This is a genomic window from Rhodovulum sp. FJ3, assembly GCF_032918305.1.
GTDB lineage: Bacteria > Pseudomonadota > Alphaproteobacteria > Rhodobacterales > Rhodobacteraceae > SAT37.
Window position 1 is genome coordinate 87,626 of sequence record NZ_JAWJUU010000006.1, and the last position, 24,839, is coordinate 112,464.

General features: G+C 61.4%; 25 protein-coding genes. 8 read left to right on the plus strand and 17 right to left on the minus strand.

Going from position 1 to position 24,839, the window contains the following annotated elements:
• Positions 1-56 precede the first annotated feature (56 nt).
• From pheS to pyk, 4 genes are all read right to left on the minus strand, one after another.
• Positions 57-1,130 carry a phenylalanine--tRNA ligase subunit alpha gene (gene pheS, locus R1W00_RS15390; RefSeq protein ID WP_317263652.1) on the minus strand — a complete coding sequence of 358 codons (1,074 nt, stop codon included), beginning with the start codon at positions 1,128-1,130 and terminating at the stop codon, positions 57-59.
• Positions 1,131-1,275: 145 nt separating this feature from the next.
• A complete protein-coding gene (gene rplT / locus R1W00_RS15395; RefSeq protein ID WP_317263653.1) occupies positions 1,276-1,638 on the minus strand; it encodes a 50S ribosomal protein L20 in 363 nt (120 codons plus the stop codon).
• Positions 1,639-1,650: 12 nt separating this feature from the next.
• Entirely contained in the window at positions 1,651-1,851 is a 201-nt protein-coding gene (rpmI, locus tag R1W00_RS15400; RefSeq protein ID WP_317263654.1) for a 50S ribosomal protein L35, read from the minus strand.
• A 367-nt stretch (positions 1,852-2,218) separates the two neighbouring features.
• A complete protein-coding gene (gene pyk / locus R1W00_RS15405; RefSeq protein ID WP_317263655.1) occupies positions 2,219-3,670 on the minus strand; it encodes a pyruvate kinase in 1,452 nt (483 codons plus the stop codon).
• A 143-nt stretch (positions 3,671-3,813) separates the two neighbouring features.
• Here pyk and R1W00_RS15410 point away from each other — a divergent pair, with 143 nt between their 5' ends.
• The 3 genes from R1W00_RS15410 (at position 3,814) to R1W00_RS15420 (ending at position 6,062) form a co-directional block, all read left to right on the plus strand.
• Complete coding sequence (locus R1W00_RS15410) at positions 3,814-4,554, plus strand: N-formylglutamate amidohydrolase (protein ID WP_317263656.1); 741 nt, start codon at positions 3,814-3,816, stop codon at positions 4,552-4,554.
• 69 nt (positions 4,555-4,623) lie between these two features.
• Positions 4,624-4,938 carry a DUF1244 domain-containing protein gene (locus R1W00_RS15415; protein ID WP_317263657.1) on the plus strand — a complete coding sequence of 105 codons (315 nt, stop codon included), beginning with the start codon at positions 4,624-4,626 and terminating at the stop codon, positions 4,936-4,938.
• A gap of 242 nt (positions 4,939-5,180) precedes the next feature.
• Positions 5,181-6,062, plus strand: coding sequence for a hypothetical protein (locus R1W00_RS15420; protein WP_317263658.1), 882 nt, complete (start codon positions 5,181-5,183; stop codon positions 6,060-6,062).
• A gap of 68 nt (positions 6,063-6,130) precedes the next feature.
• On the opposite strand, the gene R1W00_RS15425 is transcribed toward R1W00_RS15420, so the two are convergent.
• The 4 genes from R1W00_RS15425 to R1W00_RS15440 form a co-directional block, all read right to left on the minus strand.
• Positions 6,131-6,991 carry a D-amino-acid transaminase gene (locus R1W00_RS15425; RefSeq protein WP_317263659.1) on the minus strand — a complete coding sequence of 287 codons (861 nt, stop codon included), beginning with the start codon at positions 6,989-6,991 and terminating at the stop codon, positions 6,131-6,133.
• Between the two features lie 10 nt (positions 6,992-7,001).
• Complete coding sequence (dgcA, locus tag R1W00_RS15430; protein ID WP_317263660.1) at positions 7,002-7,967, minus strand: N-acetyl-D-Glu racemase DgcA; 966 nt, start codon at positions 7,965-7,967, stop codon at positions 7,002-7,004.
• Positions 7,968-7,976: 9 nt separating this feature from the next.
• The gene (gene dgcN / locus R1W00_RS15435; protein ID WP_317263661.1) at positions 7,977-8,978 is read right to left on the minus strand and encodes an N-acetyltransferase DgcN; all 1,002 of its coding nucleotides are present in this window, start codon (positions 8,976-8,978) and stop codon (positions 7,977-7,979) included.
• A gap of 169 nt (positions 8,979-9,147) precedes the next feature.
• Positions 9,148-9,765, minus strand: coding sequence for an isoprenylcysteine carboxylmethyltransferase family protein (locus R1W00_RS15440; protein ID WP_317263662.1), 618 nt, complete (start codon positions 9,763-9,765; stop codon positions 9,148-9,150).
• A 182-nt stretch (positions 9,766-9,947) separates the two neighbouring features.
• Here R1W00_RS15440 and R1W00_RS15445 point away from each other — a divergent pair, with 182 nt between their 5' ends.
• The 3 genes from R1W00_RS15445 to R1W00_RS15455 all read left to right on the plus strand — a co-directional run bounded on the left by R1W00_RS15445 (position 9,948) and on the right by R1W00_RS15455 (position 12,601).
• Positions 9,948-10,904: an L-malyl-CoA/beta-methylmalyl-CoA lyase gene (locus R1W00_RS15445; protein ID WP_317263663.1), complete on the plus strand. Its 957-nt coding sequence runs from the start codon at positions 9,948-9,950 to the stop codon at positions 10,902-10,904.
• A 69-nt stretch (positions 10,905-10,973) separates the two neighbouring features.
• Positions 10,974-11,582, plus strand: coding sequence for a hypothetical protein (locus tag R1W00_RS15450; RefSeq protein ID WP_317263664.1), 609 nt, complete (start codon positions 10,974-10,976; stop codon positions 11,580-11,582).
• A gap of 62 nt (positions 11,583-11,644) precedes the next feature.
• Positions 11,645-12,601, plus strand: a complete 957-nt coding sequence (locus tag R1W00_RS15455; protein ID WP_317263665.1) for an acetyl-CoA carboxylase carboxyltransferase subunit alpha — start codon at positions 11,645-11,647, stop codon at positions 12,599-12,601.
• 20 nt (positions 12,602-12,621) lie between these two features.
• On the opposite strand, the gene R1W00_RS15460 is transcribed toward R1W00_RS15455, so the two are convergent.
• Genes R1W00_RS15460 through R1W00_RS15475 form a run of 4 tightly spaced genes read right to left on the minus strand, consistent with a single transcriptional unit; the run spans position 12,622 to position 15,538 of the window.
• Positions 12,622-13,224 carry an MSMEG_1061 family FMN-dependent PPOX-type flavoprotein gene (locus R1W00_RS15460; protein WP_317263666.1) on the minus strand — a complete coding sequence of 201 codons (603 nt, stop codon included), beginning with the start codon at positions 13,222-13,224 and terminating at the stop codon, positions 12,622-12,624.
• A gap of 12 nt (positions 13,225-13,236) precedes the next feature.
• Positions 13,237-13,962 (minus strand): lysophospholipid acyltransferase family protein, encoded by a 726-nt coding sequence (locus R1W00_RS15465; protein ID WP_317263667.1) that lies wholly within the window; start codon positions 13,960-13,962, stop codon positions 13,237-13,239.
• Positions 13,962-14,864, minus strand: coding sequence for a cell division protein FtsX (locus tag R1W00_RS15470; RefSeq protein ID WP_317263668.1), 903 nt, complete (start codon positions 14,862-14,864; stop codon positions 13,962-13,964). Before R1W00_RS15470 ends, R1W00_RS15465 begins: the two co-directional genes overlap by 1 nt.
• On the minus strand, positions 14,861-15,538 hold the full coding sequence (locus R1W00_RS15475; protein ID WP_317263669.1) for a cell division ATP-binding protein FtsE: 678 nt from the start codon (positions 15,536-15,538) through the stop codon (positions 14,861-14,863). Before R1W00_RS15475 ends, R1W00_RS15470 begins: the two co-directional genes overlap by 4 nt.
• 159 nt (positions 15,539-15,697) lie before the next feature.
• On the opposite strand from R1W00_RS15475, the gene R1W00_RS15480 reads away from it, so the two are divergent.
• Positions 15,698-16,600 carry a zinc-ribbon domain-containing protein gene (locus R1W00_RS15480; protein ID WP_317263670.1) on the plus strand — a complete coding sequence of 301 codons (903 nt, stop codon included), beginning with the start codon at positions 15,698-15,700 and terminating at the stop codon, positions 16,598-16,600.
• Between the two features lie 3 nt (positions 16,601-16,603).
• Here R1W00_RS15480 and R1W00_RS15485 read toward each other — a convergent pair whose 3' ends face one another.
• From R1W00_RS15485 to argH, 4 genes are all read right to left on the minus strand, one after another.
• A complete protein-coding gene (locus tag R1W00_RS15485) occupies positions 16,604-19,135 on the minus strand; it encodes a TIGR02302 family protein (RefSeq protein ID WP_317263671.1) in 2,532 nt (843 codons plus the stop codon).
• A gap of 36 nt (positions 19,136-19,171) precedes the next feature.
• Complete coding sequence (gene lysA / locus R1W00_RS15490; RefSeq protein WP_317263672.1) at positions 19,172-20,437, minus strand: diaminopimelate decarboxylase; 1,266 nt, start codon at positions 20,435-20,437, stop codon at positions 19,172-19,174.
• Positions 20,438-20,547: 110 nt separating this feature from the next.
• Positions 20,548-20,859, minus strand: coding sequence for a DUF2834 domain-containing protein (locus R1W00_RS15495; RefSeq protein ID WP_317263673.1), 312 nt, complete (start codon positions 20,857-20,859; stop codon positions 20,548-20,550).
• A 144-nt stretch (positions 20,860-21,003) separates the two neighbouring features.
• On the minus strand, positions 21,004-22,395 hold the full coding sequence (gene argH, locus R1W00_RS15500; protein ID WP_317263674.1) for an argininosuccinate lyase: 1,392 nt from the start codon (positions 22,393-22,395) through the stop codon (positions 21,004-21,006).
• Positions 22,396-22,417: 22 nt separating this feature from the next.
• Here argH and R1W00_RS15505 point away from each other — a divergent pair, with 22 nt between their 5' ends.
• Positions 22,418-22,990 (plus strand): TlpA disulfide reductase family protein, encoded by a 573-nt coding sequence (locus tag R1W00_RS15505; protein ID WP_317263675.1) that lies wholly within the window; start codon positions 22,418-22,420, stop codon positions 22,988-22,990.
• Here the strand turns inward: R1W00_RS15505 and ade are convergent.
• Positions 22,983-24,677, minus strand: a complete 1,695-nt coding sequence (gene ade / locus R1W00_RS15510; protein ID WP_317263676.1) for an adenine deaminase — start codon at positions 24,675-24,677, stop codon at positions 22,983-22,985. The two genes, R1W00_RS15505 and ade, sit on opposite strands and share 8 nt — an antisense overlap.
• Positions 24,678-24,839: the final 162 nt, after the last annotated feature.

Sequence of the window (24,839 nt, forward strand, 5' to 3'; positions counted from 1 at the left end):
GTGTTAGCTGTGGCGAAATGAAAAGGGCGACCCGAAGGCCGCCCGTTTTAACCTGATTAGCGCGACAGACCCGCGTGCAATGTGGGGACGTCCAGCGCGGAAAAACCGTAGTGGCGCAGCCAGCGCAGGTCGCTGTCAAAGAAGGCGCGCAGGTCGGGGATGCCGTATTTCAGCATGGCAATCCGGTCGATCCCGACGCCAAAGGCAAACCCCTGGTACTCGTTGGGATCGATCCCACCGGCGGCCAGAACCTTGGGATGCACCATGCCCGAGCCGAGGATTTCCAGCCAGTCATCGCCTTCGCCCAGTTTCAGCGTGCCATTGTCCCAGCTACAGCGGATATCGACCTCGGCCGAGGGTTCGGTAAAGGGGAAGTGGCTTGCGCGGAAACGCAGCTCAACCTCGTCAATTTCGAAAAACGCGCGGCAGAATTCCTCAAGCACCCATTTCAGGTTCGCCATCGAGATGTCTTTGTCGATGGCAAGGCCCTCGACCTGATGGAACATCGGCGTGTGCGTCTGGTCATAGTCACAGCGATACACACGACCGGGCGCGATCACGCGGATCGGCGCGCCTTGGGCCTGCATCGCGCGGATTTGCACGGGCGAGGTATGGGTGCGCAGAACATGCGGCGGACGGTCGTCGCCCTCGGCGCGGTGCATAAAGAACGTGTCGTGTTCTTGGCGCGCGGGATGCTCGGGCGGGATGTTCAGGGCGTCAAAGTTGTACCAGTCGCTCTCGATCTGGGGACCCTCGGCCACGGCAAAGCCCATATCGGCGAAAATCGCAGTGACCTCTTCGGTCACTTGGCTGACGGGGTGGATCGTGCCCTGACGGCGCGGACGGACGGGCAGCGTCACGTCCAGCCATTCGCCGCGCAGACGTTCCTCAAGCGCGGCATCGGCAAGAGCGGCCTTTTTACCGGCAAGCGCGCTGTTGATCTCGTCCTTGAGCGCGTTCAGGGCGGGACCGGCGACCTGACGTTCCTCAGGGGTCATCTTGCCCAGCTCGCGCATCTTCAGGCTGATCTCGCCCTTTTTGCCGACGGCCTGCAGGCGCAGCTGTTCCAGCGCGCCTTCGTCGGCGGCGTTGGCGATGGCGTCGATGTATTTCTGCCTCAGGTCATCCATTGGGCGAGCTCCAATTTATCGTGCTGTGCTCTCTGCTATCACAGGGCAATCAGGATTCAAGCCGCGCGCGGGGCCCAGACAAAGAAAAACCGCGACACCGGTAACGGCGCCGCGGTTTGATCTGTGTGCCTAACGCGGCAATCGCTTAGGCCAGAGCGGCCTTGGCTTTGCTGACGATAGCGCCGAATGCGTCGGGTTCGTTAACAGCCAGATCGGCCAGAACCTTACGGTCAACTTCGATGCCAGCCAGCGACAGACCGTTGATGAAACGGCTGTAGGTCAGGGCTTCGTCGTGCAGACGTACAGCAGCGTTGATACGCTGGATCCACAGAGCGCGGAAGTTGCGCTTGCGCTGTTTACGGTCACGCGTTGCGTACTGGTTGGCCTTATCGACGGCCTGCGTTGCAGTGCGGAAGTTCCGGCTGCGGGCACCGTAGTAACCTTTAGCAGCTTTCAAAACTTTCTTGTGACGGGCGTGGGTGGTGGTACCGCCTTTTACTCGCGACATGGTTCAGCCTCCTTAGCGGTCGTACGGCATGTAGGATTTCACGATCTTCGCGTCGGGGGCCGACAGGGTCGTCGTGCCGCGCGCGTTGCGGAGGAACTTGTTCGTCCGCTTGATCATGCCGTGACGCTTGCCTGCTTGGGCTGCAACGACTTTGCCGCTGCCGGTCACTTTAAAGCGCTTTTTGGCGCTCGATTTCGTCTTCATCTTGGGCATTTCCGGCTCCTTAATTGGACGGTTAGGGCGCGACTCGGCATGCCACTGTGGGCCGGTCGTGCCAGTAGAGCGCGCCGTATAGGGCCGTTTCCCAAGCAAAGCAAGGGTATTTAGTTCAGAAACTGACCGAAAACGCGGACAAAAGCGTTCGGAACGTCCTGCATCGTGTATCCGACCGGACTGGAGGTCACCGCGAACACAATACAGCACCCAGACACCAGAATCATAAGGGCCGCCGTCCGTGGAGAGCGACCCTCTGAATAAGCGTTCAGGATGCTAGGGATGGCAAGGGCGCCCATGATGACACCCGCCACAAGGAAAAAATCCGGACCCATAACCCATACCCTATACTACCCAACTGGGGGCATTATTCGGGTTCGGTGCGGAAAATCAATCGTTCTTCACAGGGCGCAACACGCAGGATGTTGGTGGTTCCAGCCACGTTGAACGGCACACCGGCGGTCACAACGATCTGGTCGTCACTGGTGGCGAAACCTGCTTCGCGGGCGATGCGGGCCGCGCTGACGACGGCCATCTTGAACCGCTCAACCTCGGAGGTGAACACACAATGCGTGCCCCACGTCAGGCACAGGCGACGCGCCACCGCATCAAACGGGGTCAGGGCGATGATCGGCACGCGCGGACGTTCGCGCGCGGTCAGGGCCGCCGTGGTGCCCGAATGGGTGAAACAGCAGATCGCCTTGATGTCAGCCGTTTCCGCGATTTCACGGGCGGCGGACACGATACCACCGGCCACACCGGGGATCGGGGTGCCGCGGCTGGCCTCGATGATCGAGCGATAGGTCTCGTCGCTCTCGACCTCGATGGCGACGTTGTTCATGGTCGTGACGGCCTCGATCGGGAAATCGCCGGCCGCAGATTCCGCCGACAGCATCACCGCATCCGCGCCTTCATAGATCGCGGTTGCAACGTCAGAGACCTCGGCGCGGGTGGGCACGGGGCTTTCGATCATGCTCTCCAGCATCTGGGTCGCGACGATCACCGGCTTGGACGCGGCACGGCAGGCACGGGTCAGACGTTTCTGGATCGGCGGAACGTTCTGCACGGGCAGTTCTACCCCCAGATCGCCACGGGCCACCATGATGCCGTCCGACACCTCAAGGATTTCGGCAAAGGCTTTGACCGCTGCGGGCTTTTCAATCTTCGACAGGATCGCGGCGCGCCCCTTGGCCAGTTCGCGGGCCTCGGCGACGTCCTCGGGGCGCTGCACAAACGACAGCGCCAGCCAGTCCACACCCAGATCACAGACGAATTCCAGATCCTTGCGGTCCTTTTCCGACAGCGCGGCCAGCGGCAGCACAACGTCGGGCACGTTCACGCCCTTGCGGTTGGAAATGGTGCCGCCGGTCACAACGGTACAGTTGGCGAAATCGGGGCCACATTCATCGACCGTCAGACGCAGCTTGCCGTCGTTGACCAACAGGGTCGAGCCGACCTCAAGCGCGGCAAAGATTTCCTTGTGCGGCAGGCAGACGCGGGTGCTATCGCCCTCGGCGCTGTCCAGATCGAACCGGAACTTTTCGCCAACGATCAGCTCTTCGCTGTCGCCTGCGAACACGCCACAGCGCAGTTTCGGCCCCTGAAGGTCGGCCAGGATCGCAATGGGACGGTCCACGTCCTTTTCGATCTGGCGAATGATGCGGTGACGTTCGGTGATTTCCTCGTGCGAGCCATGGCTCATGTTCAAACGAAACACGTCTGCCCCAGCCTCAAACAGGGCGCGGATCATTGTGTAATCGTTGGACGCAGGGCCCAGCGTGGCCACGATTTTGACGTTACGGTCTCGTTTCTGGAACATGTATGCTTCTCTATCTCACGGTTCGGCGGGGTCGTTCTGACCCTATTTTCGCTGCATTGTTATACGCTAACATTGCTTGATGCAACTGGCGCTTTGAGCACCAGTCGCGTAAATGGGCCTTAAGACCACGCAGTAACGAACAGATGACATTCAAACCGTATTTTATCCATGGCGCAGATCGTCCCAGTCGGTGGCTGGTGACCTGTGATCATGCCGCGAACACCGTGCCGCCTTCGGTCAATGGCGGGGACCTTGGCCTACCTGCGGCGGATATGGAACGCCACATCGCCTATGACCCCGGCGCGGCGGGCGTCAGTCGCCATCTGGCCGAGCTTTTGAACGGCCCCGAGATCGAAACGAACTTTTCCCGCCTTGTGATTGATCCCAATCGCGGGATGGACGACCCCACATTGCTTATGCGGCTTTATGATGGGTCGGTCATTCCTGCCAACGCCCGCGCGGATGCGGCGGAACGCGACCGGCGCATCGCCGAATGCTATGCGCCCTATCACAGCGCGCTGGCCGACCTCGCCGCGCGGCACGACGATACGGTGATCGTGTCGGTCCACAGCTTTACCCCGCAACTGCGCGGACGTCCGCCCCGCCCGTGGCATATCGGCATCCTCTATGCCCACGATACGCGGCTGGCCGATCCCCTGCTGAAACGCTTGCGCGCGGAACCGGACCTCTGTGTCGGGGAAAACGAACCCTATGGCGGCCACCTGCCCGGCGACAGCATCGACCGACATGCCGAGGCGATGGGCCGCCCCAGCGTTCTGATCGAACTGCGCAACGACCTGATCACAACGGACGCACAACACCGCGCGTGGGCCGAGCGACTTGCGCCGATGTTGCAGGGCGCGCTGGGTGACGCGGGGCTATGACCAAGGGCCCATTGCAATGGGCCCACCCCACCGCCATTTTGGACCCGAACACGAACACCGGAGCGCACCATGGACGATCAAACCCGCATTGAACTCGAAGCCGCAGCCTTTCGCCGCCTGCAGCTGCACCTGATGCAGGACCGCACCGATGTTCAGAACATCGACATGATGAACCTCGCGGGGTTCTGCCGGAACTGCCTGTCGCGCTGGTACCAAGAGGCCGCAAATGAACGCGGTATCGACATGACTAAGGACGAAGGCCGCGAGGCGTTCTATGGCATGCCCTATGACCAGTGGCGCGATCAATTCCAGACCGAGGCGAACGACACTCAAAAGGCCGAGTTCAAAAAGGCCTTTGCCGAAAACGTCGAGGCCAAGAAATAGGCCACCCAAGCCTCTAAATATTTCCGCGGCACATCCGTTCTCACGTGAAAGTGTATCGCAAACGGGACCGGTCCCGCCTTTTTTTGTGGCGCGGGATTTATCACAAAGGTTAAGACTTATTAACACTTTTGGTTGAGTCGCCTATACTTTAGGTCATAACGTGACTCTGGAACTGGTCTTTGTTTGTAGTGTTCCGCCGCGTTGGTCTGCTCAGCGCCCGGACATGTTTGAGGAGTTTTGAGATGCTTGCCTTGCTGCTGGGCGCGTCCATTCTGGGTGCGGGTTTGGTTATTGACATGGCGCTCGACGATGACGACGACGCCAACAATGATGCCGATCAGGGCACCGATACCGGAACCGGCAACGAAGATAACGGCGATCTGCTTGACGTTGCCCTGTCGGGTAACGGCGCAGAATTCTTCGGCTCAGACCTCAGCGAACGCATCATGGGCACCAACGGCGCGGACTCGGTCGACGGTGGTGCCGGAAACGACATCCTGAACGGTCTGGTGGGTGGTGACATCCTGTTGCCCGGCGCGGGCGATGACACCGTTTATGGCGGTGGCGGCAATGACCAGATCGGCACCAGCGAAGGCGACGACCGCCTGTTCGGCGAAGATGGCGATGACCTTATCGCTGACGAAGACGGCGTCGCAAATAGCGGCAATGACTTCATGCGCGGCGGCGACGGCAACGACATCCTGATCTCTGACGACGGCTTTGACGAACTCCGCGGCGATCTCGGCAACGACCTGCTCTTCGCGGTGGATGCGGACCTTGACGAGGCCTCGCCGGACCTCCTGGTCGGTGGCTTTGGCGATGACTTGCTGGCCGGGGATGAGGGCGACACCCTGACCGGTGGCGAAGGCACTGACACGTTTGCGGTGATCTACCCGTCGAACGACGCGGGCCCTGCGATCATCACGGACTTTGATCCCACCACCGAAACCCTAACGCTTGAGGCCGACAACCAGTTCGGCACCGACCCCGTCGTTGATATCACCGCAACGGACGATGGCACCGGATCGATCATCACCGTGGATGGCGTCGAGTTCGTGGTCTTGCAAAACACCACACCGGACCAACTGGTCCAAGGTCTGAACTTCGCGCTCAGCGGCGTCTGAGGCGGCCCACCAAAAACAGCAAAAGCCCGCCAATCGGCGGGCTTTTTCAATTTAATAACCGGCGCGCGTTAGACGGCGACTTTGCGGCTTTCTTCGATGTAGATCTCGCGCAGGCGCTTGGCCACCGGACCGGGCAGACCATCGCCCAGCGACACGCCATCCACCGACACAACCGGCATCACGAATGTCGAGGCCGAGGTGACAAATGCCTCATCCGCCTCTTTCGCCTCTTCCATGGTGAACGAGCGCTCTTCGACCACCATCTGCGCCTCACGTGCGAACCGCAGAACGGCGGCGCGGGTGATCCCGTGCAGGATCTCGTTGCCCAGATGGCGGGTGATGATCTTGCCGTCCTTGACGATATAGGCGTTGTTCGAGGTGCCTTCGGTGACAAACCCATCCTCAACCATCCATGCGTCATCCGCACCGGCGGCCTTGGCCATCATCTTGCCCATGGACGGGTACAACAGTTGAACCGTTTTGATGTCGCGACGGCCCCAACGGATGTCGTCGATGCTGATGATCTTCAGACCCTTTTCGGCGGCAGGCGTCTCGACCAGCGATTTGGCCTGCGTGAACAGAACCACGGTCGGCTTGGTCTCTTCGGGGTCGGGGAAGACGAAATCGCGATCCGACGGTGCGCCGCGCGTCACCTGCAGATAGATCATACCCTCAACCAGATCGTTGCGCGCAATCAATTCACGATGCACGGCCAGCAGATCGTCCATCGAGATCGCCTCGGGCATGTCCAGCTCTTTCATCGAGCGTTCCAGACGCACCGCGTGGCCCGCGAAATCAATCAGCTTGCCGTCGATCACCGACGTTACCTCATAGACCGCGTCCGCCATCAGGAACCCGCGATCAAAAACGGATACTTTGGCTTCTGTCTCGGGAACATAGTCGCCATTCACATAAACGATGCGGTCCATCTGGGTCTCCTTATCCCCAAAGCGCCGGTTTCGGCGGGTACACTTGGGATTTCACGTAATCAAGCGGTGTTCCGCGGTCTTCGGCCAGAAGAAGCGGCGCGTCAAGGTCTGTTACATCCGCGCCCTGCGCCAAAAGGACCGCAGGGGCCATCGCCAAGGACGACCCGATCATGCATCCGACCATGATCTTGAACCCCTGTTCGCGCGCGGCCTGACGCAGGGCAAGCGCCTCGGTCAACCCACCGGTCTTGTCCAGCTTGATGTTGATCGCGTCATATTTCCCGACCAGCGCGGACAGGCTGTCACGGTCATGACAGCTCTCATCGGCACAGACGGGCAGCGGGCGCTCAATCTCGGCCAGCATATCGTCCTGACCGGCGGGCAAGGGCTGCTCGACCAACTCGACCCCCAGCCGCACCAAATGCGGGGCCAGATCGGCGTAGACCTCGGCGCTCCAGCCCTCATTCGCGTCAACGATGATCCGCGCCTTGGGCGCGCCTTCGCGCACGGCCTCAAGACGGGGCATGTCATCGGGCGTGCCCAGCTTGATTTTCAGCAACGCGCGCGTCGCGTTTTTGCGCGCCTCGATCCGCATCCGGTCGGGCGTGTCCAGAGACAGGGTATAGGCCGTGGTTTCCGGTCCCGGCGCGGGCAGATTCAACAGATCCCAAACCCGCTTGCCCGCCTGTTTCGCCTCTAGGTCCCACAGGGCACAATCGACCGCGTTACGCGCGGCACCGGGCTCCATCAGGCGTTGCAGACGGATGCGGTTCACATCCTCGGGCAGGGCGGCGATCTGGTCCGTCACACTGTCCAGCGTTTCGCCATACCGCGCATAAGGCACGCATTCGCCCCAGCCCTGATGTTCGCCGTCGCGCACGGTGACGGTCAGGACCTGCGCCTCGGTCCGGCTACCGCGTGAGATGGTGAACGCTTGGGCAAGGCGAAAGCTGTCGGGAACTACACGAATATCCATGAAACCGGATTACACCTGTTCCAAGGCATCGACCAGACGTGCCGCGCCCTGACGGAACGGATCAACGGCGGGCAGGCCCATGTCCTCTTCGACCTCGGCCAGATAGGCGATCGCGGTTTCCTCATCCATGTGCTGGGTGTTGACCGAAATCCCGACGACCTGACAGGCCGGGTTGGCGACCTTGGCAAGGGCCAGCGCGGTGTCACGCAGCGTCTCGAGCGACGGCAGATCATAGCCCGGCAGGCCGCGCATGTGGTTACGCGTGGGTTCGTGACACAGGATCAGCGCGTCAGGCTGCCCCCCGTGGACCAATGCCATCGTGACGCCGGAATAGGACACGTGGAACAGGCTGCCCTGCCCCTCAATCAGGTCCCAGTGATCCGCGTCGTTGTCGGGCGTCAGCCATTCGATGGATCCCGCCATGAAATCGGCAATCACCGCGTCCAGAGGCACACCGTCGCCGGTGATCAGGATGCCGGTCTGACCCGTCGCGCGGAAGGTGGATTTCATGCCACGCGCCTGCATCTCCTTGTCCATCGCCAATGCGGTGTACATCTTGCCCACCGAACAATCGGTGCCCACGGCCAAACAGCGCTTGCCGGTCCGTTTCACCCCGTTTGCAATCGGATAGGCCACGTCGGGCACCCGCACATCGTGCAGGGTCCGGCCACAGGCCTCGGCAACGGCGACCAGATCGGGTTCGTCGCGCAACAGGTTGTGCAGGCCGGAGGCAAGGTCGAACCCCTCTTCCAGAGCGGCGACCAGAACCTTTTTCCACGCGGGCGAAATCACGCCCCCACGGTTCGCCACCCCGATGACAAGTGTTTCGGCCCCTGCAGCGCGTGCCTCGGCCAGCGTCATGTCGGTCAGACCCAGATCGGCCTGACAGCCCTCCATGCGGAATTGGCCAACAGCGTTCTCAGGACGCCAGTCCTTGATGCCTTGGGCGACCTTGGCGGCCAGAGGGTCGGGGGCATCCCCCAAAAACAGCAAATAAGGTGTCCGGATCATGCGCGTGTCCCCAGTTGGAATTCATTGGGTCAGAGAATGCGCCATATTCTGTGGGAGTGCTTTGCAAACACCATCGCCGCGGCGCAGCGGTGCGCAAGATTCTTCGACAAAATCATGAATTTCAGAAGAATCTCCCGGGGAAACACCATTGCCACGCAAAATCCCGCACTTAGAACAATGGGAACGTCGGCCAGAACGCGGCTTCTTTTAGGGATTCGGACAGTTCAGCCAGCGGGATCAACGACAGAAAAACCAGAGCATCGGCCAGATTGACCCGCAGGCTGGTCACGTTGAATTCCACGCGAGGCTCGGTCGCAAACAGGGACGGTTTAGGCAGGATACGCGGCACGCGCGCGGCATATTCGTCGTACTGCGCCCCGAATTCGGCCCGTAGGAACCGTTCCTCTTTGCTGGCCGTGATCGACAGGATCATAAAGATCACGCCACCCAGAATAGCGGTGACGATGAGACTGCCCAGCATCAGGCCAAAGCCAACCGTCGCAATGGTGGAAAACAGATACAATGGATGGCGGCACACCGAATAGGGACCGTCCTGCATCACCATGTTGTTCTTGCGCCCCCCGATATAGAGCACAGCCCAGAACCGCCCCAAAACCCCGGCGATGATGGCGAAGATGCCGATAACCTCAAATATGTCAAAGACCCACTCGGGATCCATCCATGCGGATCGAGAGAACAGGATCAGTGGAATCATGAACGCCATTGTCAGGCGCAGAACAAGAATGCGCCGGTACTGACGCACGGGTTTGACGGATTGGTTTTGCATGATGCCCTCCTGATCGGCCATCCCGAGCCACGGCAATTTGCAAGTCCAGCGTTACGCCATACCCGACCAATCGCCAATGCCTATTCTTGCTGCAGGTGCAAAAGAGGCTTGCGAGGCCTTCCGCAATATTCTAACGATCACGAAGCAAAATTCGAAATATCATTACCGAAAGGAATCGTCGCATGTCCTTCCGCCTGCAACCGACGCCCCCCGCCCGCCCGAACCGTTGCCAGCTGTTCGGCCCCGGCTCGCGTCCGGCAATCTTTGAAAAGATGGCCGCCAGCGCGGCGGATGTCATCAACCTTGACCTTGAGGACAGCGTCGCCCCCGACGACAAGCCCGAAGCGCGCAAGAACATCATCCAAGCCATCGGCGATGTCGATTGGGGCAACAAGTACCTGTCGGTGCGCATCAACAGCCTCGACACCCCGTTCTGGTACCGTGACGTTGTGGAACTCTTGGAACAGGCGGGTGACCGTCTGGACCAGATCATGATCCCCAAGGTCGGGTGCGCCGCCGATATCTATGCCGTGGACGCGCTGGTCACGGCCATCGAGAACGCCAAAGGCCGCACCAAGCGCATCAGCTTTGAGGTCATCATCGAGAGCGCAGCCGGCGTCGCCCATGTCGAAGAAATCGCCGCCTCCAGCCCGCGTTTGCAGGCGATGAGCCTTGGCGCAGCCGATTTCGCCGCCTCCATGGGCATGGCGACCACCGGCATCGGCGGGACGCAGGAAAACTATTACATGCTGCGCGACGGCGTAAAGCATTGGTCGGACCCGTGGCATTGGGCACAGGCCGCAATCGTCGCCGCCTGCCGCACGCACGGCGTTCTGCCCGTCGACGGTCCCTTTGGCGACTTTAGCGACGACGAAGGCTACCGCGCACAGGCGCGCCGCTCGGCGACCTTGGGCATGGTTGGCAAATGGGCGATCCACCCGAAACAGGTCGCATTGGCCAACGAGGTCTTCACCCCGTCCGAGGAAGCCGTGACCGAAGCGCGCGAAATCCTCGCCGCCATGGAAGAGGCCAAAGCCCGCGGCGAAGGGGCCACCGTCTACAAAGGCCGTCTGGTCGACATCGCGTCGATCAAGCAGGCTGAGGTAATTGTGCGTCAGTCGGAAATGATCACCGGTTAAATCTTTCCAATCGGTAAAAAATACCTACGTTAGCGGGGCCACTGTCGGCCCCGTTTTCGTTTGGATGTTATGACCACGCTGTTTCACACCTCGGCCACGCATATTTTGCGGTTTGACACGATCAGGGACCGGTTGGCCCCTGACGTCCAGTTGAACCATGTGGTGCGGACCGATTGGCTGGACCGTGCGCGCGGGGGGATCGACAAACGTCTGCGCACCGAGATTATGGATGCTGTGGGCACCGCACGTGGGCCGGTTCTGTGTTCGTGTTCGACCATCGGCGGGATCGCGGCCGAGGCAGGGGCCATTCGCATTGATCAACCGATGATGCAGGCGGCAGCCGATATCGGCGGGCGCATTCTGGTGGCTTATTGCCTGATGTCGACGGCAACACCGACGCTTGAACTACTCTACAAATGTCTGGACGGGCGCGCGGCGGATATCCATTCCCTGCCCCTACCCCATCTTTGGGCCCTGTTTGAATCCGGCGACACCGAGGCGTTCGAGCAATCCATCGCCGCCGAGGTCGATGTCTGGGCCGCGAAAAACGGCGCGCCTAATGTCGTTGTTCTGGCCCAAGCGTCAATGTCCGCCGCACAGGAATTCGCGACGGTGGACTGTCCGATCCTGACCTCGCCAGAAACCGCATTTCGCGCCTTGTTGGCCCAGCTCCGCTGACCGAGTTGCATTGCCCGCGCGTTAGCGCCATATACAGGGACGTTAGGGCACGGAGCGCATTGATGCAGTATCTTGAGTTTGAAAAACCGCTGGCAGAAATCGAGGGCAAGGCGAATGAGCTTCGCGCTATGGCCACGGCGAACCAGGAAATGGATGTCAAAGCCGAGGCTGCGGCGCTGGACAAAAAGGCGTCCGAGCTGCTGAACGATCTGTATAAGGATCTGTCGGCATGGCGCAAATGTCAGGTCGCCCGCCACCCCGACCGCCCCCATTGCAAAGATTATATCGACGCCCTGTTCACGGAATACACCCCTCTGGCCGGTGACCGGAACTTTGCCGACGATCACGCGGTGATGGGCGGGATCGCCCGTCTGGATGATCGCCCCGTTGTCGTGATCGGTCAGGAAAAGGGCTCGGACACGAAAACGCGGATTGAACGCAATTTCGGCATGGCCCGCCCCGAAGGCTATCGCAAGGCGATCCGCCTGATGGAACTGGCCGATAAATTCAACATGCCGGTTGTGACCCTTGTCGACACGCCCGGCGCCTATCCCGGCAAGGGCGCCGAGGAGCGCGGCCAATCCGAGGCCATCGCCCGTTCGACCCAGAAATGTCTGCAACTGGGTGTGCCCTTGGTCAGCGTGATCATCGGCGAAGGTGGCTCTGGCGGGGCCGTCGCATTTGCCACCGCGAACAAGCTGGCGATGCTGGAGCATTCGGTCTATTCGGTGATTTCGCCCGAGGGCTGTGCCTCGATCCTGTGGAAAGACGCCGAGAAAATGCGCGAGGCCGCCGAGGCGCTGCGCCTGACCGCGCAGGACCTGAAAAAGCTAGGCGTGATTGACCACATCATCAAAGAACCCCTTGGCGGCGCACAACGTGACCGCGAGGCGGCCATCGCGTCGGTCGGCAAAACGGTCTCGACCTTGTTGGGCGAAATGGACGGCATGGACCGCAGCGCGCTGATCCAACAGCGCCGCAAGAAATTCCTTGAGATGGGAAGCAAGTCGCTGGCCTAACGCGGCCAGCGACCCGTCGCTTAGTACATCGTCGCGGGACCGCGCACGTTCCAATCCGTATCATAGGTCACGGCGTCGATTTCGCCGTCGCTCTGCTCGGCCAGAAATTCACCAGCGGTGGCAAGACCCGTCGGATGCTCGGCGCCCCATAGATCCGAGCGCAACAGCGCGCGCGCACATTGGAACAGAACCTCGTCAACCGTGATCACCACCACGGTGATCGGCACCTTGCCCTTGAATTCGAACCGCTGGCGCAGGGCCATATCGTCGTCGATCACGGCGGTGCCGTTCACGCGCACGACGTTGTTGTTGCCCGGCGCCATGAACATCAGCGACGCCCGCCCGTCGGCCACAATATCGCGCAGGGCATCGATCCGTTTGTTCCCCGGCCAATCGGGCAACAGGATCGTGGTGCTGTCGGGCACCTGAACCACATTGGTGTCATCGCCGCGCGGGGTCGCGTGCACTCCATCCGGCCCAACAGTCGACAAAACGCAAAAGCGCGACTTCATGATCCAGTCGCGATAAAGCGGCGAAACGGTCTTGGATACTTTGGTCAGGCTTGCCGCAGCGGGCGAACCATAGATTTCAGATAAGGCGGTCAGCGACGTAATCTGTGCCATGCCTTAGTTCCCTCATTTGACGAAACCGGCCTCGGCCATCAGAGCATCGGAGGCGGTCTCTACCACGTTTTCCAGCTCTGCCATGAACGTGTTGACGTTTTGCCCGGGCTCAATCGCGGGCAGGAACTCGACAACGGCCAGACCGGGTTTGCGGTAAATCCCCTGACGCGGCCAAAATACACCGACGTTGGTGGCCGCAGGAACACAGGTCTGCTTCAGTTCACGGTACAAAACCCCCGTGCCGATTTTGTAGGGGCGATCAACACCCGGGGCAACACGGGTGCCTTGGGGGTAGATGATCAACTGTGCGTGATGGGGAAAGCTCTGGACGCCATCAACCATCTGCTGAATGGCCTGACCACGGCGTCCACGGTTCACGGGCACGCACCCGATCCGCGTGGCGTACCAGCCAAGGATCGGCGCGTATTTCAACGTGTGCTTCATGATAAAACGCGGACGCGGCACCACCGAACAAATCAGGATGATGTCGAAAAACGACTGGTGTTTCGAGGCGATGATGACCTCATCCGTGGGGATGGGACCGCGAATTTCGGACCGCAGGCCAACCAGAACACGCGCCGAAAACCGCACCCAGTTACAATAGGCATGCACGCCTTTATAGGCAAAATCGCGCGAGATCAGGGCCAAGGGCGTATAGAACACCGCCAGAACCGCCATCATCAGATACATCTGAATGATAAACACCAACGAACGCACCCAGCGCCACGCATATCCCATCACGTATATCCCCGTAGTACCCGCAGGGCCGCCGCCCGCGTCGCGCCATAGGCCACAAGGGCCGCCAAGACCGGAATGCCCAGCGGCCAGAGCCATGTCCACCCTTGAAACCCGAGACCGGTCAGAAAACCACCCGCCGATTGGTCGGAGGGTAGCAGCGCAACCGCCAAGACGCCCAAAGCCGTTCCAATCACCGCGCCCTGTATCGCGCGCCCCGTGAACCGGCGCACAAATGCCCGCGCGATATAGAGGTCGCGCGCTCCGACAAGGCGCAGGGTGCGGATCACGCGCTCATTCGCGGCGAGGGCGGCGTTGGCGGACAAGGTGATCATCGCCGCCGTGGTCGCCCCGATCAGGACGATGGAAATCCAGCCCAACAGGCGCAACCGCCCCGCCGCCGCGACCAAGGGACGGCGCCAACGGGTGTGATCGTCCAGAACCGCGCCCGGGGCCTCACCCGCCAGACGCAGGCGCAGGCTATCGCCATCAAAACCGGTGTCGTCTTCAATCAGTTCAATCAGTTGCGGCAGCGGCAGCTCCTCAACCGGCAGGTCCGGCCCGAACCACGGCAATAGCAACACGCGCTGTTCCTCAACGGTCAGAACGCGGGCATCCGCGATGCCGGGCGTGGTGACCAGAACCGCCATCACCGCGTCGGTCTGGGCCTGCATCTGACCCTCGGGCGCGGAAATGCGGATCGTCGCCGTGCGAGCAAGCGCATCCGACCACCGGTCCGCCAATCGCCCCGACGCCAAGGACAGCGCCAGCGCGAAGACCGCCAGAAATGCCATTGCACCGGCGGTGAATACGGTCAGACCAACGGTAAAGCCTGAGGGCGGCACAACACGGTCGGCCCGCGTGTCACCGGGCAAAATATCGGCAAGGCGCGAAATGAACTTCACAGATCCGCCCCCGCCAGTTGCACGCGACGATCCTTGATCCGCAGCACCCGCGCCGCGACTTGGGCCTTGGCCGTGCGGATCAAGTTCAGATCATGGGTCGCGATGACAATCGTTTTGCCCATGCGGTTCAGTTCAACCAGCAACTGCAGCAGACGCATCGACATCTCCCAATCGATGTTGCCCGTGGGCTCATCCGCCAAGATCACATCGGGGTCCATCATCACCGCACGGGCCAGCGCGGCGCGCTGACGTTCACCGCCCGACAATTGGGGCGGCAGGGCGTTTGCCTGCTTGGACAGGCCGACCCAGCTCATCAAATCCTTGAGATCGTCGCTGTGGCGCATGTCCTCAAATCCCGCCACCGTCATCGGCAGGGCGATGTTTTCGTCCAGCGGCAGGTGATCCAGAAACTGGCAATCCTGATGCACCACGCCAATCGTGCGCCGGATGCGCGCGATGCTGTCACGGTCCAGATCCCGCAGGGGCATCCCACCGACGCGCACCGAGCCCGATGACGCAAAAAGTTCGCCATAACAAAGCTTTAGAAAGGTCGTCTTGCCCGCGCCGGACGGGCCGGTCAGGAAATGGAACGACCCCTTGGTCAGACGCAGCGTGATATCGGACAGCAACTCGCCCCCGCCATAGCTGTGCGTTACCTTGTCGAATTCGATCACGGGCTTCTCCGTCCTAGACAAAAGTGTTTTGCCCGACACACCGCCCGGTTTCAATCGCGCATCCGTTCAAAAACTTTGAATTTACTGATTAAGTAAGACAACATACGGAATTAACTGAGGCAGAATAGCCGCCGGTCCACGGCGGAAGATGGGGGCAGCATGCGTTTGGTATGCCCGAATTGTGACGCACAATATGAGGTGGATGATGCAGTCATTCCCGCCTCTGGTCGTGATGTACAATGTTCAAACTGTGGCCATACGTGGTTTCAACCGGGGGCCTATGTGCCCGCCGAGGATACCGTAACCGCACCTGAAACACCCGATGTCGCCGATGCGGACGACGATTGGGAAGACACCCCCGCCGCCGCACCGACGCCCGCCCCGGAAATTGATGACGACGTCGAAGCGACGGTCGAGGATGATTGGGACGACGGGGATCAGGACTGGGACGATGTGGACGCCGATGACGCGCCCATCGACGTCATCCCGTCCGAGGATCAAGAGGCCCCCGCGCCGCAACGCCGTGGCCTTGACGAAAACATTGCCGATATCCTGCGCGAAGAGGCGGAATTCTCGACCCGCGCCCGTGAGGGTGAGAGCCTAGAGTCCCAACCCGATCTCGGGCTGGAGGAAGGTGCCGCCGCCGCGACCGGCGGTCTGCGCGAACGTGTGGCGCGTCTGCGCGGTGTCCCAAGCGAACCGCCCGCATCCAGCGAACCGGCCAAACGCCGTGACCTGCTGCCCGATATCGAGGAAATCAATTCCACCCTGCGCGCGACATCCGAACGCCCTGATGAGGCCCAGTTCGAAGATATCTACGACGAGGATGCCCCGAACCAGCGCGGCCGGTTCAGCATGGGCTTTGGCATTGTGATCCTGATGGGCGCGATCCTGTTCGCGCTCTATCTCTTTGCGCCCAGCATCCGCCTGATGGTCCCGGGCGCACAGCCCTATATCGACGGCTATGTGATGTTTGCCGATGGCCTGTTGGTCAAGGTGGACATGATCGTCGGCAACGCGATGGTCAAACTGACCGCCCTGATCCAGAACCTGACCAACTAGACCCTAGAACCGGTCGAGCAGCCGTTCCAGATAATCCCGTTCCTCTTGGGGGCGGGATTGCTCGCCCGAGCGGCGCTGAATTTCATCCAACAATTCCTGCGCGCGCCGTTGCGGGTCGCCATTGCCCAGAACGTCCTCTTGGCCGTCTGAACTGCCGATTGTGCCCTGACGACGGCCCAGCGGATCGGACGATCCATCCTGCTGGGCGCGGCCAATGGCCTCGCCCTGCTGGCCTTGGCCCTGCTGTTGTTGCTCGGCCAAGGCTTGGCCCATGTTGCGCATCCCGTCGCGCAGGGCCTCCATCGCCTCGGCCTGACTGTCCAACGCGCCTGCGATGTCGTCGTCCCGCAGGGCACCCTCGGCCTCTTCCATGGCGCGCCCCGCACGGTCCAGCGCCTCTTGGGTTGCTTCGCCGTTCTCACCGCCAAGTGCGGGCAGGTTTTCCTGTTGGCGGCGCAACTCATCGCGCAGCGCCTGTTGGCGTTCGGCAAGGGATTGTTCATCGCCATTCGGGCCCGTGCCCTGCTGTGCCTGATTGTCCTGATCCGACTGGCCCTGATCCCCGCCCTCTTCGCGACCTTGCCCGTCGCGGCCCGGATTGAACCGGTCCTGCAGATTGCGGAAGGATTCGTCGGACAATTCCTGTTGTTCGCGCAGCGTATCCGACAGGCCCTGCATCGCCTGTTCGCCGTCACCCTGTCCCGGTTGGCCTTGGGTGACCTGCATGTTCTGCATGAGTTCGGCCAGTTGCTGCATCAACTGTTGGGCTTCGGCCATGCGGCCCTCTTGCATCAGGCGCTCTAGCTCATCCAGCATCTCAGACAGCTGATCCTGCGTGATCTCTTGGCTCTGCTGGTTCTGGGCGGATTGCTGGTTTTGCTGTTGCTGCTGACCGTTCTCGGCCAGTTGGCGGATATAATCATCCGTGGCCTCACGCAGTTCGCGCATCAACTCGGCAATCTCATCTTGCGACGCACCGTTGCGCATCGCCTCACTCAGGCGTTCTTGGGCGCGTTCCAGACGTTCGCGGGCGTCCTCAAGGCTGCCCACTTCGAGGTCAAGCGCCATGTCCCACAGAACGGCGGCGATTTCGTCTTGTTGCTCGGCGGATAGGCCCGTGTCGCTGTCGGCGGCGGCCTCAATCTGGCGCACGACCTCGCGCAGACGAAGATAGACCGAACTATCGCGGAAAAGGTCGGCGGGTCGGTGGCTGATCGCGCGCAGGATTTGCGCAACACGCGGCGCGTTCGAGCGCGCCCACAACAGATCGCGGCGTTGTTCGATGATCGCGCCCGCAACGGGGTGGAAAAACCGCCGTCCGGGCAGGATGCGATTGGCCACATCGGGGGCGCTGGTCTGACCAAGGGAATCTTGCGCAGTCGCCTCAAACCGGACGGGCAAACCGACCCACGGATGTTCGGACAGGTTTTCGATCAGCAATTCACCGAAATCCGCGCGGTTGCCGGTGACGGGCATCGGCAGGTCCAGAACAATCGCGGTGCGCGGATCAGGATCGGCCAGCAACCCGTGACGACGGTCCAACGCGTCCATATCCAGCGTGATCTGCACCTGTCCGCGCGACACGCCGTAATCGTCCTGCGCGGTAAAGCCTTGGCGCATCTCGCCATCGGCCATCCATTCGATATCTCCGACAAAGGACACCACGGGCGGCTGATCGGGGATCAACAGAACCTCCCATGCGCGGCCCGTGGGACCACCGATTTCGATCTCGCCCGCATTGGCGATGTTGAACCCGATGCTATTTGCGCCCGAGGCGGCGGGGCTGTCGGTGCCGGATACCGTTTCGTTCAGACCAATCGCGGATTGATCGCCGTAAATGCGCAGGGTGACCTGACTGCCCTCGGGGACGGTGACGGTGTCGGCGGTAATTTCATTCAGGTAAAGACCGGGCTTGCCGGTATAAAGCGGCGGTTCGATCCAGCCCTCCCACGAGGGACCAAGGGCCAGAGCCGCACCATTCGGGGCGTCCGTGCCGTCGGGCGGGGTCAGTTGGTCGATCGTGCCAAACAGAATACCGGTGATCAGGACGATTACCGCCATCAGGCGCAGGCCCCAAGGGTCCTGTGGCGCGACGTTCATATCGGGGCCGACCGGCTTCACGCCACGCAGACGCGCAGCCATGCGCGACAGGTGCGCGCGCCAGACCGCTTGGGCCTGTGTGTCGTCGGCGCCAATTGCTTGGGTATCGCTGAGGGCCGCAATGGGGTGACCGGGCAAGGTATCGTCGATCCGCGCCAGCGCATGCGCCGCCGTCGGACGGGCAAACCGGCGTGCACCGCGCATCGCGAAGAAAAGGATCGCCAGCGCGCATAGGCCAAGGACAGACCAATAGACCGGCGCATCAAACGCCCGCGACAGCCCCAACAGGGATGCACCGATCAAGACAAACAGTACGGCAAAGGCGGGCCAGAACGCGCGCAAGATCGCCTCGGCCCAGAGACCGATCAGGGTCAGACCCGCCGCGCGCCGAAGCGCGGGGCGTACCGCTTCAGGAAGATCGGTCTTGACTGTCATCGCGGTCCCACTGCCCTAGGGCGCGGGATTGCGCGCCTAGATCCACGTAGGAATGGTATCGCGGTTTATGATTTCGTCAAAGCTTGGGCGCGAACGAATGACAGCGAATTGATCCTCATGCACCAAAACTTCGGGGATCAGGGGGCGGGTGTTGTATTCCGACGCCATAACCGCGCCATATGCACCGGCCGAGCGGAAGGCGACCAGATCACCGGCTGCGACTTTGGTCATATTCCGTTGCTTGGCAAAGGTATCGCCCGATTCGCAGACGGGACCGACGATGTCATAGGGTTGTTGCTCGGCCCCCGGTTCGGCCTCGACCACGGGGACGATATCGTGATGCGCGCCGTACATGGACGGGCGAACCAGATCGTTCATGGCCGCGTCAATGATCAGGAAATCGCGCCCTTCGCCGGATTTCACATAGATCACCTCGGACACCAGAATGCCCGAGTTGCCCGCGATCAGGCGGCCCGGTTCAATCTCGATCTCACAGCCTAGATGCGACAGTTCCTCTTTGACCATTGCACCGTATTCCACGGGCAGCGGCGGGGCCTCATTGCCGCGGGCATAGGGAATGCCCAGCCCGCCGCCGAGATCCAGACGGATGATGTCATGGCCATCGGCGCGCAGGGTCTCGGTCAGTTCGGCCACCTTGCGATAGGCCAGACGGAAGGGTTCGAGATCGGTCAGCTGGCTGCCGATATGGACGTCGATGCCGACAACGCGCAGCCCTGGCAGGGTCGCGATATGGGCATAGACCTCTCGCGCGCGGGCAATCGGGATGCCGAATTTGTTTTCCGATTTGCCGGTGGCGATTTTTTCATGGGTTTTTGCGTCGACGTCGGGGTTCACGCGCACGGTGACGGGGGCCACGGTGCCAAGTTCCAGCGCGACCTCATTCAGGACCAGCATTTCGGGTTCGGATTCGAGGTTGAACTGACGGATGCCGCCGGTCAGGGCGGCGCGCATTTCCTCGCGCGTTTTGCCAACGCCCGAGAACACGATTTTATCACCGTCAAACCCTGCGGCCTTGGCGCGCGCGTATTCCCCGCCCGAGACCACATCGACACCCGCGCCGAGGCTGGCCATCAGGGACAGGATCGCCTGGTTCGAGTTGGCCTTCATCGCGTAGCAGACAAGGTGATCCATCCCGTCCAGCGCCTCGTCAAACAGGCGGAAGTGGCGGGTGAAGGTGGCCGTGGAATAGCAATAGAACGGCGTGCCGACCTGTGCCGCGATATCGGTGAGTGCGACGTCTTCGGCATAGAGCGTGCCGTTGCGATAGAGAAAATGGTCCATGATCGTGTCCCCGTTGGCCTTGGCGCGTCTTAGCATATGTGCGGTGTGATGCAATGCGGCGCAGCCGGGGGCCAGCCCCCGGACCCCCGGACTATTTCATCCAGGTGAAATCAGGCGCGGGGGCGGGTGGAGAGGTAGAGAAACAGAGGTAGGCCGCAAGAGACGCCAATGCAGAAGGTGGCGGGGATCGCCCAAAGCAGCGTGCGGTCGGAGGCTTTGCGCGCGGTGGCGATGATCCAGACGGTCAGGGCGATGGCCGCGATGGTCAGATCCCACGTTAGGCCCGAGGTGGCATTATTGGTATGCCACGCCTCGATCAGGCCTGAGAGTGAGATACCGTGTTCCGCGAACCATGCGATGAAGTAGGCCATCGGGTGGATTGCCCCCCAGATGGCCAAGCCGAGAAAGGTTGCGCGCAGCATGTGTTATCCCCGTTTAGGACCCGATCCCCGCAGAGATAGTGCCCGAGAGGGTGACGCCCAGTTCCGTCCCCGGGCGTTGCGGCGCGCCATCGACCCCGCAGGCCGAGAGCGCGGCAAGTGCCCCGAGGAGGAGCGCCGCGCGGATCATGCCAGCGCCTCGCGCCAGCGTTTGATTTGCGCGCGGACCTGATCGGGGGCGGTTCCGCCATAGCTCTGACGGCTGGCGACGGAGTTCTGGACGCCGAGCACGGTGAACACGTCCTCGGTGATTTCGGCATGGACGCCCTGCATATCAGCCAGCGACAGGTCGGGCAGGTCACAGCCGCGACCCTCGGCCAAGGCCACCAGCGTACCGGTGACATGGTGGGCATCGCGAAACGGCATGTTCAGTGCCCGCACCAGCCAGTCGGCCAGATCGGTTGCGGTCGAGAAGCCAGAGGCGGCGGCCTTTTCCAGCGGCTCGATATTGGCCGACATATCCTTGACCATGCCGGTCATCGCGGCCAGCGCCAGCATCAGGTTGTCGGCGGCATCAAAAACCTGTTCCTTGTCCTCTTGCATGTCCTTGGAATAGGCCAGCGGCAGGCCCTTCATCACCGTCATCAGGGCGACATTCGCCCCAAAGATACGACCGATTTTGGCGCGGATCAGTTCGGCCGCATCGGGGTTTTTCTTTTGCGGCATGATGGAGGAGCCGGTGCTGAACCGGTCCGACAGGGTCACGAACCGGAACTGGGCCGAGGACCAGATCACCAGTTCTTCGGCAAAGCGGCTGAGGTGCATCGCGCAGATCGAGGCGCAGGACAGGAATTCCAGCGCAAAGTCACGATCCGACACCGCGTCCAGCGAGTTCGCCGCCGGACGGTCAAACCCGAGGTCCGTGGCCGTTTGGAACCGGTCGATCGGAAAGGACGTACCGGCAAGGGCGGCGGCGCCAAGGGGGCTTTCGTTCATGCGGGCGCGGGCGTCTTTGAGGCGGCTCTGGTCACGGCCCAGCATTTCGACATAGGCCATCATGTGGTGGCCCCATGTCACGGGCTGGGCGGTTTGCAGGTGGGTAAAGCCGGGCATGACCCAATCAGCACCGGCCTCGGCCTGCTCCAACAGCGCCTCAATCAATGCGCCAATCCCGTTGATGGCGGCGTCGATCTGATCGCGGACCCACAGTTTGAAATCGGTTGCGACCTGATCGTTGCGCGAACGCGCAGTGTGCAGACGACCCGCCGGTTCGCCGACGATTTCTTTCAGGCGCGCCTCGACGTTCATGTGGATGTCTTCCAAGGCGGTCGAAAAGGCGAATGTTCCGCCCTCAATCTCTGACAATACGGTGAGCAGGCCTTCACGGATGGCCTCGGCATCATTAGGACTGATGATACCGCAGTTCGCCAACATGGCGGCGTGCGCCCGCGACCCGCGGATGTCCTGAGAGGCGAGGCGTTGATCGAAACCGATCGAAGCGTTGATCGCCTCCATGATAGCGTCAGGTCCAGCGGCGAAGCGTCCGCCCCACATGGCGTTCGATTTATCTTGGGTCATGAGATCATCCGTGAGGGAAGTTATGCGCATTTTACGTTCTGTCGTCCTTTATACGGCCCTTGCGCTTGGTGCAAATGCCGCGCTTGCCGAAACGGCGGATATTGCCGCTTTGCGTGAAGGCGACATGCTGAAACTGAACGTCCACGCCGAACCGCAGCCGATCCCGATTATTGCGCCTCTGGAAACGCTGGATGGGGCGCCTGTGACGCTGGCCGAGTATCAGGGCAAATATGTGGTGGTGAATTTCTGGGCCACGTGGTGTGCACCCTGCCGCAAGGAAATGCCGGGGCTGGACCGGTTGCAGACCGAATTGGCCGGTGAGGATTTTGAGGTCGTCACCATCGCCGTTGGCCGTCTGTCGGTTCCGGGCATCCACCGGTTCTTTGAGGAAACCGGTGTCGAGAACGTCGTCGCCCTGCGCGATCCGTTTGCGATCCTGTCGCGTCAGATGTCCGTGCTGGGCCTGCCCGTCACCGTCATCATGGACCCCGAGGGACGTGAGGTTGCCCGCCTGATTGGTGAGGCCGAATGGGACGGCCCCAATGCGCGTGTGATTCTGGACGCGCTGCTGGATCGCGAAGAGATCCCTAGCTGATCAATTCGAACTTGATCACATCCACCATGCCACGGTCGGTGATTTTCAACGCGGGGATCACCGGCAGGGCCAGAAACGCCAGTTGCAGGAACGGCTCGTCCAGAGTGACGCCCAAATCCTTGGCGGCGGCGCGTAGATCGATCAGTTGATCGCGCACGACCTCGAACCGCTCAAGGCTCATCAATCCGGCGACGGGTAGCGCCAGTTCGGCCAAGATTTCGCCGTCCTTGGCCACGACAAACCCGCCCTCGATCCGGGACAGCCGGTTCGCGGCAAGGGCCATGTCGTCATAGCTTGCCCCCACCACCGCGATATTGTGGTGATCGTGACAGACGGTTGAGGCAATCGCGCCGCATTGCATGTTGAACCCGCGCACAAAACCCGTCGCGATATTCCCGTTCTTTCCGTGGCGCTCGACAACCGCAATCCGCATCAGATCGCGCGCTGGATCGGGGCGTTGATCGCCATCCACAAACGCAACGTCCTCACGGAGGTGTTCGGTGATGATCTTGCCGTCCAGAATGCCGATCACATCGACGGTTTCGTGGTTGCCTCGGGTGCGGAAATTATCCGCCGTGACCTGCGGGGCGATGACGGAATTGCGCCCGACAGGTTCGATCACATCCCGCGCGGCGAATGCGGCGTCGGTCAGCTCGACCCCACCGGCAAACACGGTATGCACGGCGCAGGTGTCCAGATCGTTCAGGACCACAATATCCGCCCGTTTCCCCGGCGCGATCAGGCCCCGATCCTTTAGCCCGAAGGCCTCGGCCGCAGACAGGCTTGCCGCGCGATAGGTCGCAAGGGGCGAGGCCCCTTTGGCAATCAGGCTGCGGATCATGAAATCCAGATGGCCATATTCCGCGATATCCAGCGGGTTCCGGTCATCCGTGCACAGACACATATAGGGCGCGGTCGTGTCGGTCAGAACGGGGGCCAGCGCATTCATATCCTTGCTGACCGAGCCCTCACGGATCAGAACGCGCATCCCTTTTTGCAGCTTTTCAATGGCCTCGGCGGCGGTGGTCGCCTCATGCTCGGTGCGGATGCCAGCGGCGATATAGGCGTTCAGGTCCTTCCCGGACAGCTGCGGGCAATGCCCGTCGATATGACCGCCCTCAAACAGGCGCAGCTTGGCCATAGCGCGGGGGTCGCGGTAGATCACACCTGGATAGTTCATGAACTCGGCCAGCCCGATGCCAGACGGATGGCCCATGACCTCGGCCAGATCATCGGCCAAAATCTCGGCCCCCGCCGTTTCCATATCGGTGGACGGCACGCAGGACGATAGCTGCACCCGGATATCCATCAGGGTCCGCTCCGCGCAGGCCTGAAAATACCGGATACCGTCCAACCCAATGACATTGGCGATCTCATGCGGGTCGCAAATCGCCGTCGTCACCCCGCGCGGCCCGACACAGCGGTCAAATTCGAACGGCGTGATGAGAGAGCTTTCGATATGCAGATGCGTGTCGATGAAGCCAGGCACCAAGATGCGCCCGCCCATATCGATAACCTGCGCGCCCTCATACACCGCACCGATCCCGACGATCATATCGCCACAAATCGCGACATCGCCCTCGATCATCGTACCGGTGATCAGGTCAAACACCCGCCCGCCCCGCAGGACGATATCCGCCGCCTCATCACCGCGCCCTTGGGCAATTCGGGTTTCCAGATCGCGCATGACCCACCTCATCCGTTGTTCAGGATCAGCCTAGCGCGGCAACGCAGCGGGGGCCAGCACCCGCACCGATTGTTCAAATTCGACGCAAATCCGACCATTCATTCCCCGTTAAGACCCGTGGTGACAGGCTGCAGCCGTCTGCCAAGGAGTCTGCCATGAAAC

Coding starts and splice junctions, on each gene's coding strand:
- pheS (WP_317263652.1), bottom strand. CDS start 1,130: ATGGATGACCTGAGGCAGAAATACATCGACGCCATCGCCAACGCCGCC.
- rplT (WP_317263653.1), bottom strand. CDS start 1,638: ATGTCGCGAGTAAAAGGCGGTACCACCACCCACGCCCGTCACAAGAAA.
- rpmI (WP_317263654.1), bottom strand. CDS start 1,851: ATGCCCAAGATGAAGACGAAATCGAGCGCCAAAAAGCGCTTTAAAGTG.
- pyk (WP_317263655.1), bottom strand. CDS start 3,670: ATGTTCCAGAAACGAGACCGTAACGTCAAAATCGTGGCCACGCTGGGC.
- R1W00_RS15410 (WP_317263656.1), top strand. CDS start 3,814: ATGACATTCAAACCGTATTTTATCCATGGCGCAGATCGTCCCAGTCGG.
- R1W00_RS15415 (WP_317263657.1), top strand. CDS start 4,624: ATGGACGATCAAACCCGCATTGAACTCGAAGCCGCAGCCTTTCGCCGC.
- R1W00_RS15420 (WP_317263658.1), top strand. CDS start 5,181: ATGCTTGCCTTGCTGCTGGGCGCGTCCATTCTGGGTGCGGGTTTGGTT.
- R1W00_RS15425 (WP_317263659.1), bottom strand. CDS start 6,991: ATGGACCGCATCGTTTATGTGAATGGCGACTATGTTCCCGAGACAGAA.
- dgcA (WP_317263660.1), bottom strand. CDS start 7,967: ATGGATATTCGTGTAGTTCCCGACAGCTTTCGCCTTGCCCAAGCGTTC.
- dgcN (WP_317263661.1), bottom strand. CDS start 8,978: ATGATCCGGACACCTTATTTGCTGTTTTTGGGGGATGCCCCCGACCCT.
- R1W00_RS15440 (WP_317263662.1), bottom strand. CDS start 9,765: ATGCAAAACCAATCCGTCAAACCCGTGCGTCAGTACCGGCGCATTCTT.
- R1W00_RS15445 (WP_317263663.1), top strand. CDS start 9,948: ATGTCCTTCCGCCTGCAACCGACGCCCCCCGCCCGCCCGAACCGTTGC.
- R1W00_RS15450 (WP_317263664.1), top strand. CDS start 10,974: ATGACCACGCTGTTTCACACCTCGGCCACGCATATTTTGCGGTTTGAC.
- R1W00_RS15455 (WP_317263665.1), top strand. CDS start 11,645: ATGCAGTATCTTGAGTTTGAAAAACCGCTGGCAGAAATCGAGGGCAAG.
- R1W00_RS15460 (WP_317263666.1), bottom strand. CDS start 13,224: ATGGCACAGATTACGTCGCTGACCGCCTTATCTGAAATCTATGGTTCG.
- R1W00_RS15465 (WP_317263667.1), bottom strand. CDS start 13,962: ATGGGATATGCGTGGCGCTGGGTGCGTTCGTTGGTGTTTATCATTCAG.
- R1W00_RS15480 (WP_317263670.1), top strand. CDS start 15,698: ATGCGTTTGGTATGCCCGAATTGTGACGCACAATATGAGGTGGATGAT.
- R1W00_RS15485 (WP_317263671.1), bottom strand. CDS start 19,135: ATGACAGTCAAGACCGATCTTCCTGAAGCGGTACGCCCCGCGCTTCGG.
- lysA (WP_317263672.1), bottom strand. CDS start 20,437: ATGGACCATTTTCTCTATCGCAACGGCACGCTCTATGCCGAAGACGTC.
- R1W00_RS15495 (WP_317263673.1), bottom strand. CDS start 20,859: ATGCTGCGCGCAACCTTTCTCGGCTTGGCCATCTGGGGGGCAATCCAC.
- argH (WP_317263674.1), bottom strand. CDS start 22,395: ATGACCCAAGATAAATCGAACGCCATGTGGGGCGGACGCTTCGCCGCT.
- R1W00_RS15505 (WP_317263675.1), top strand. CDS start 22,418: ATGCGCATTTTACGTTCTGTCGTCCTTTATACGGCCCTTGCGCTTGGT.
- ade (WP_317263676.1), bottom strand. CDS start 24,677: ATGCGCGATCTGGAAACCCGAATTGCCCAAGGGCGCGGTGATGAGGCG.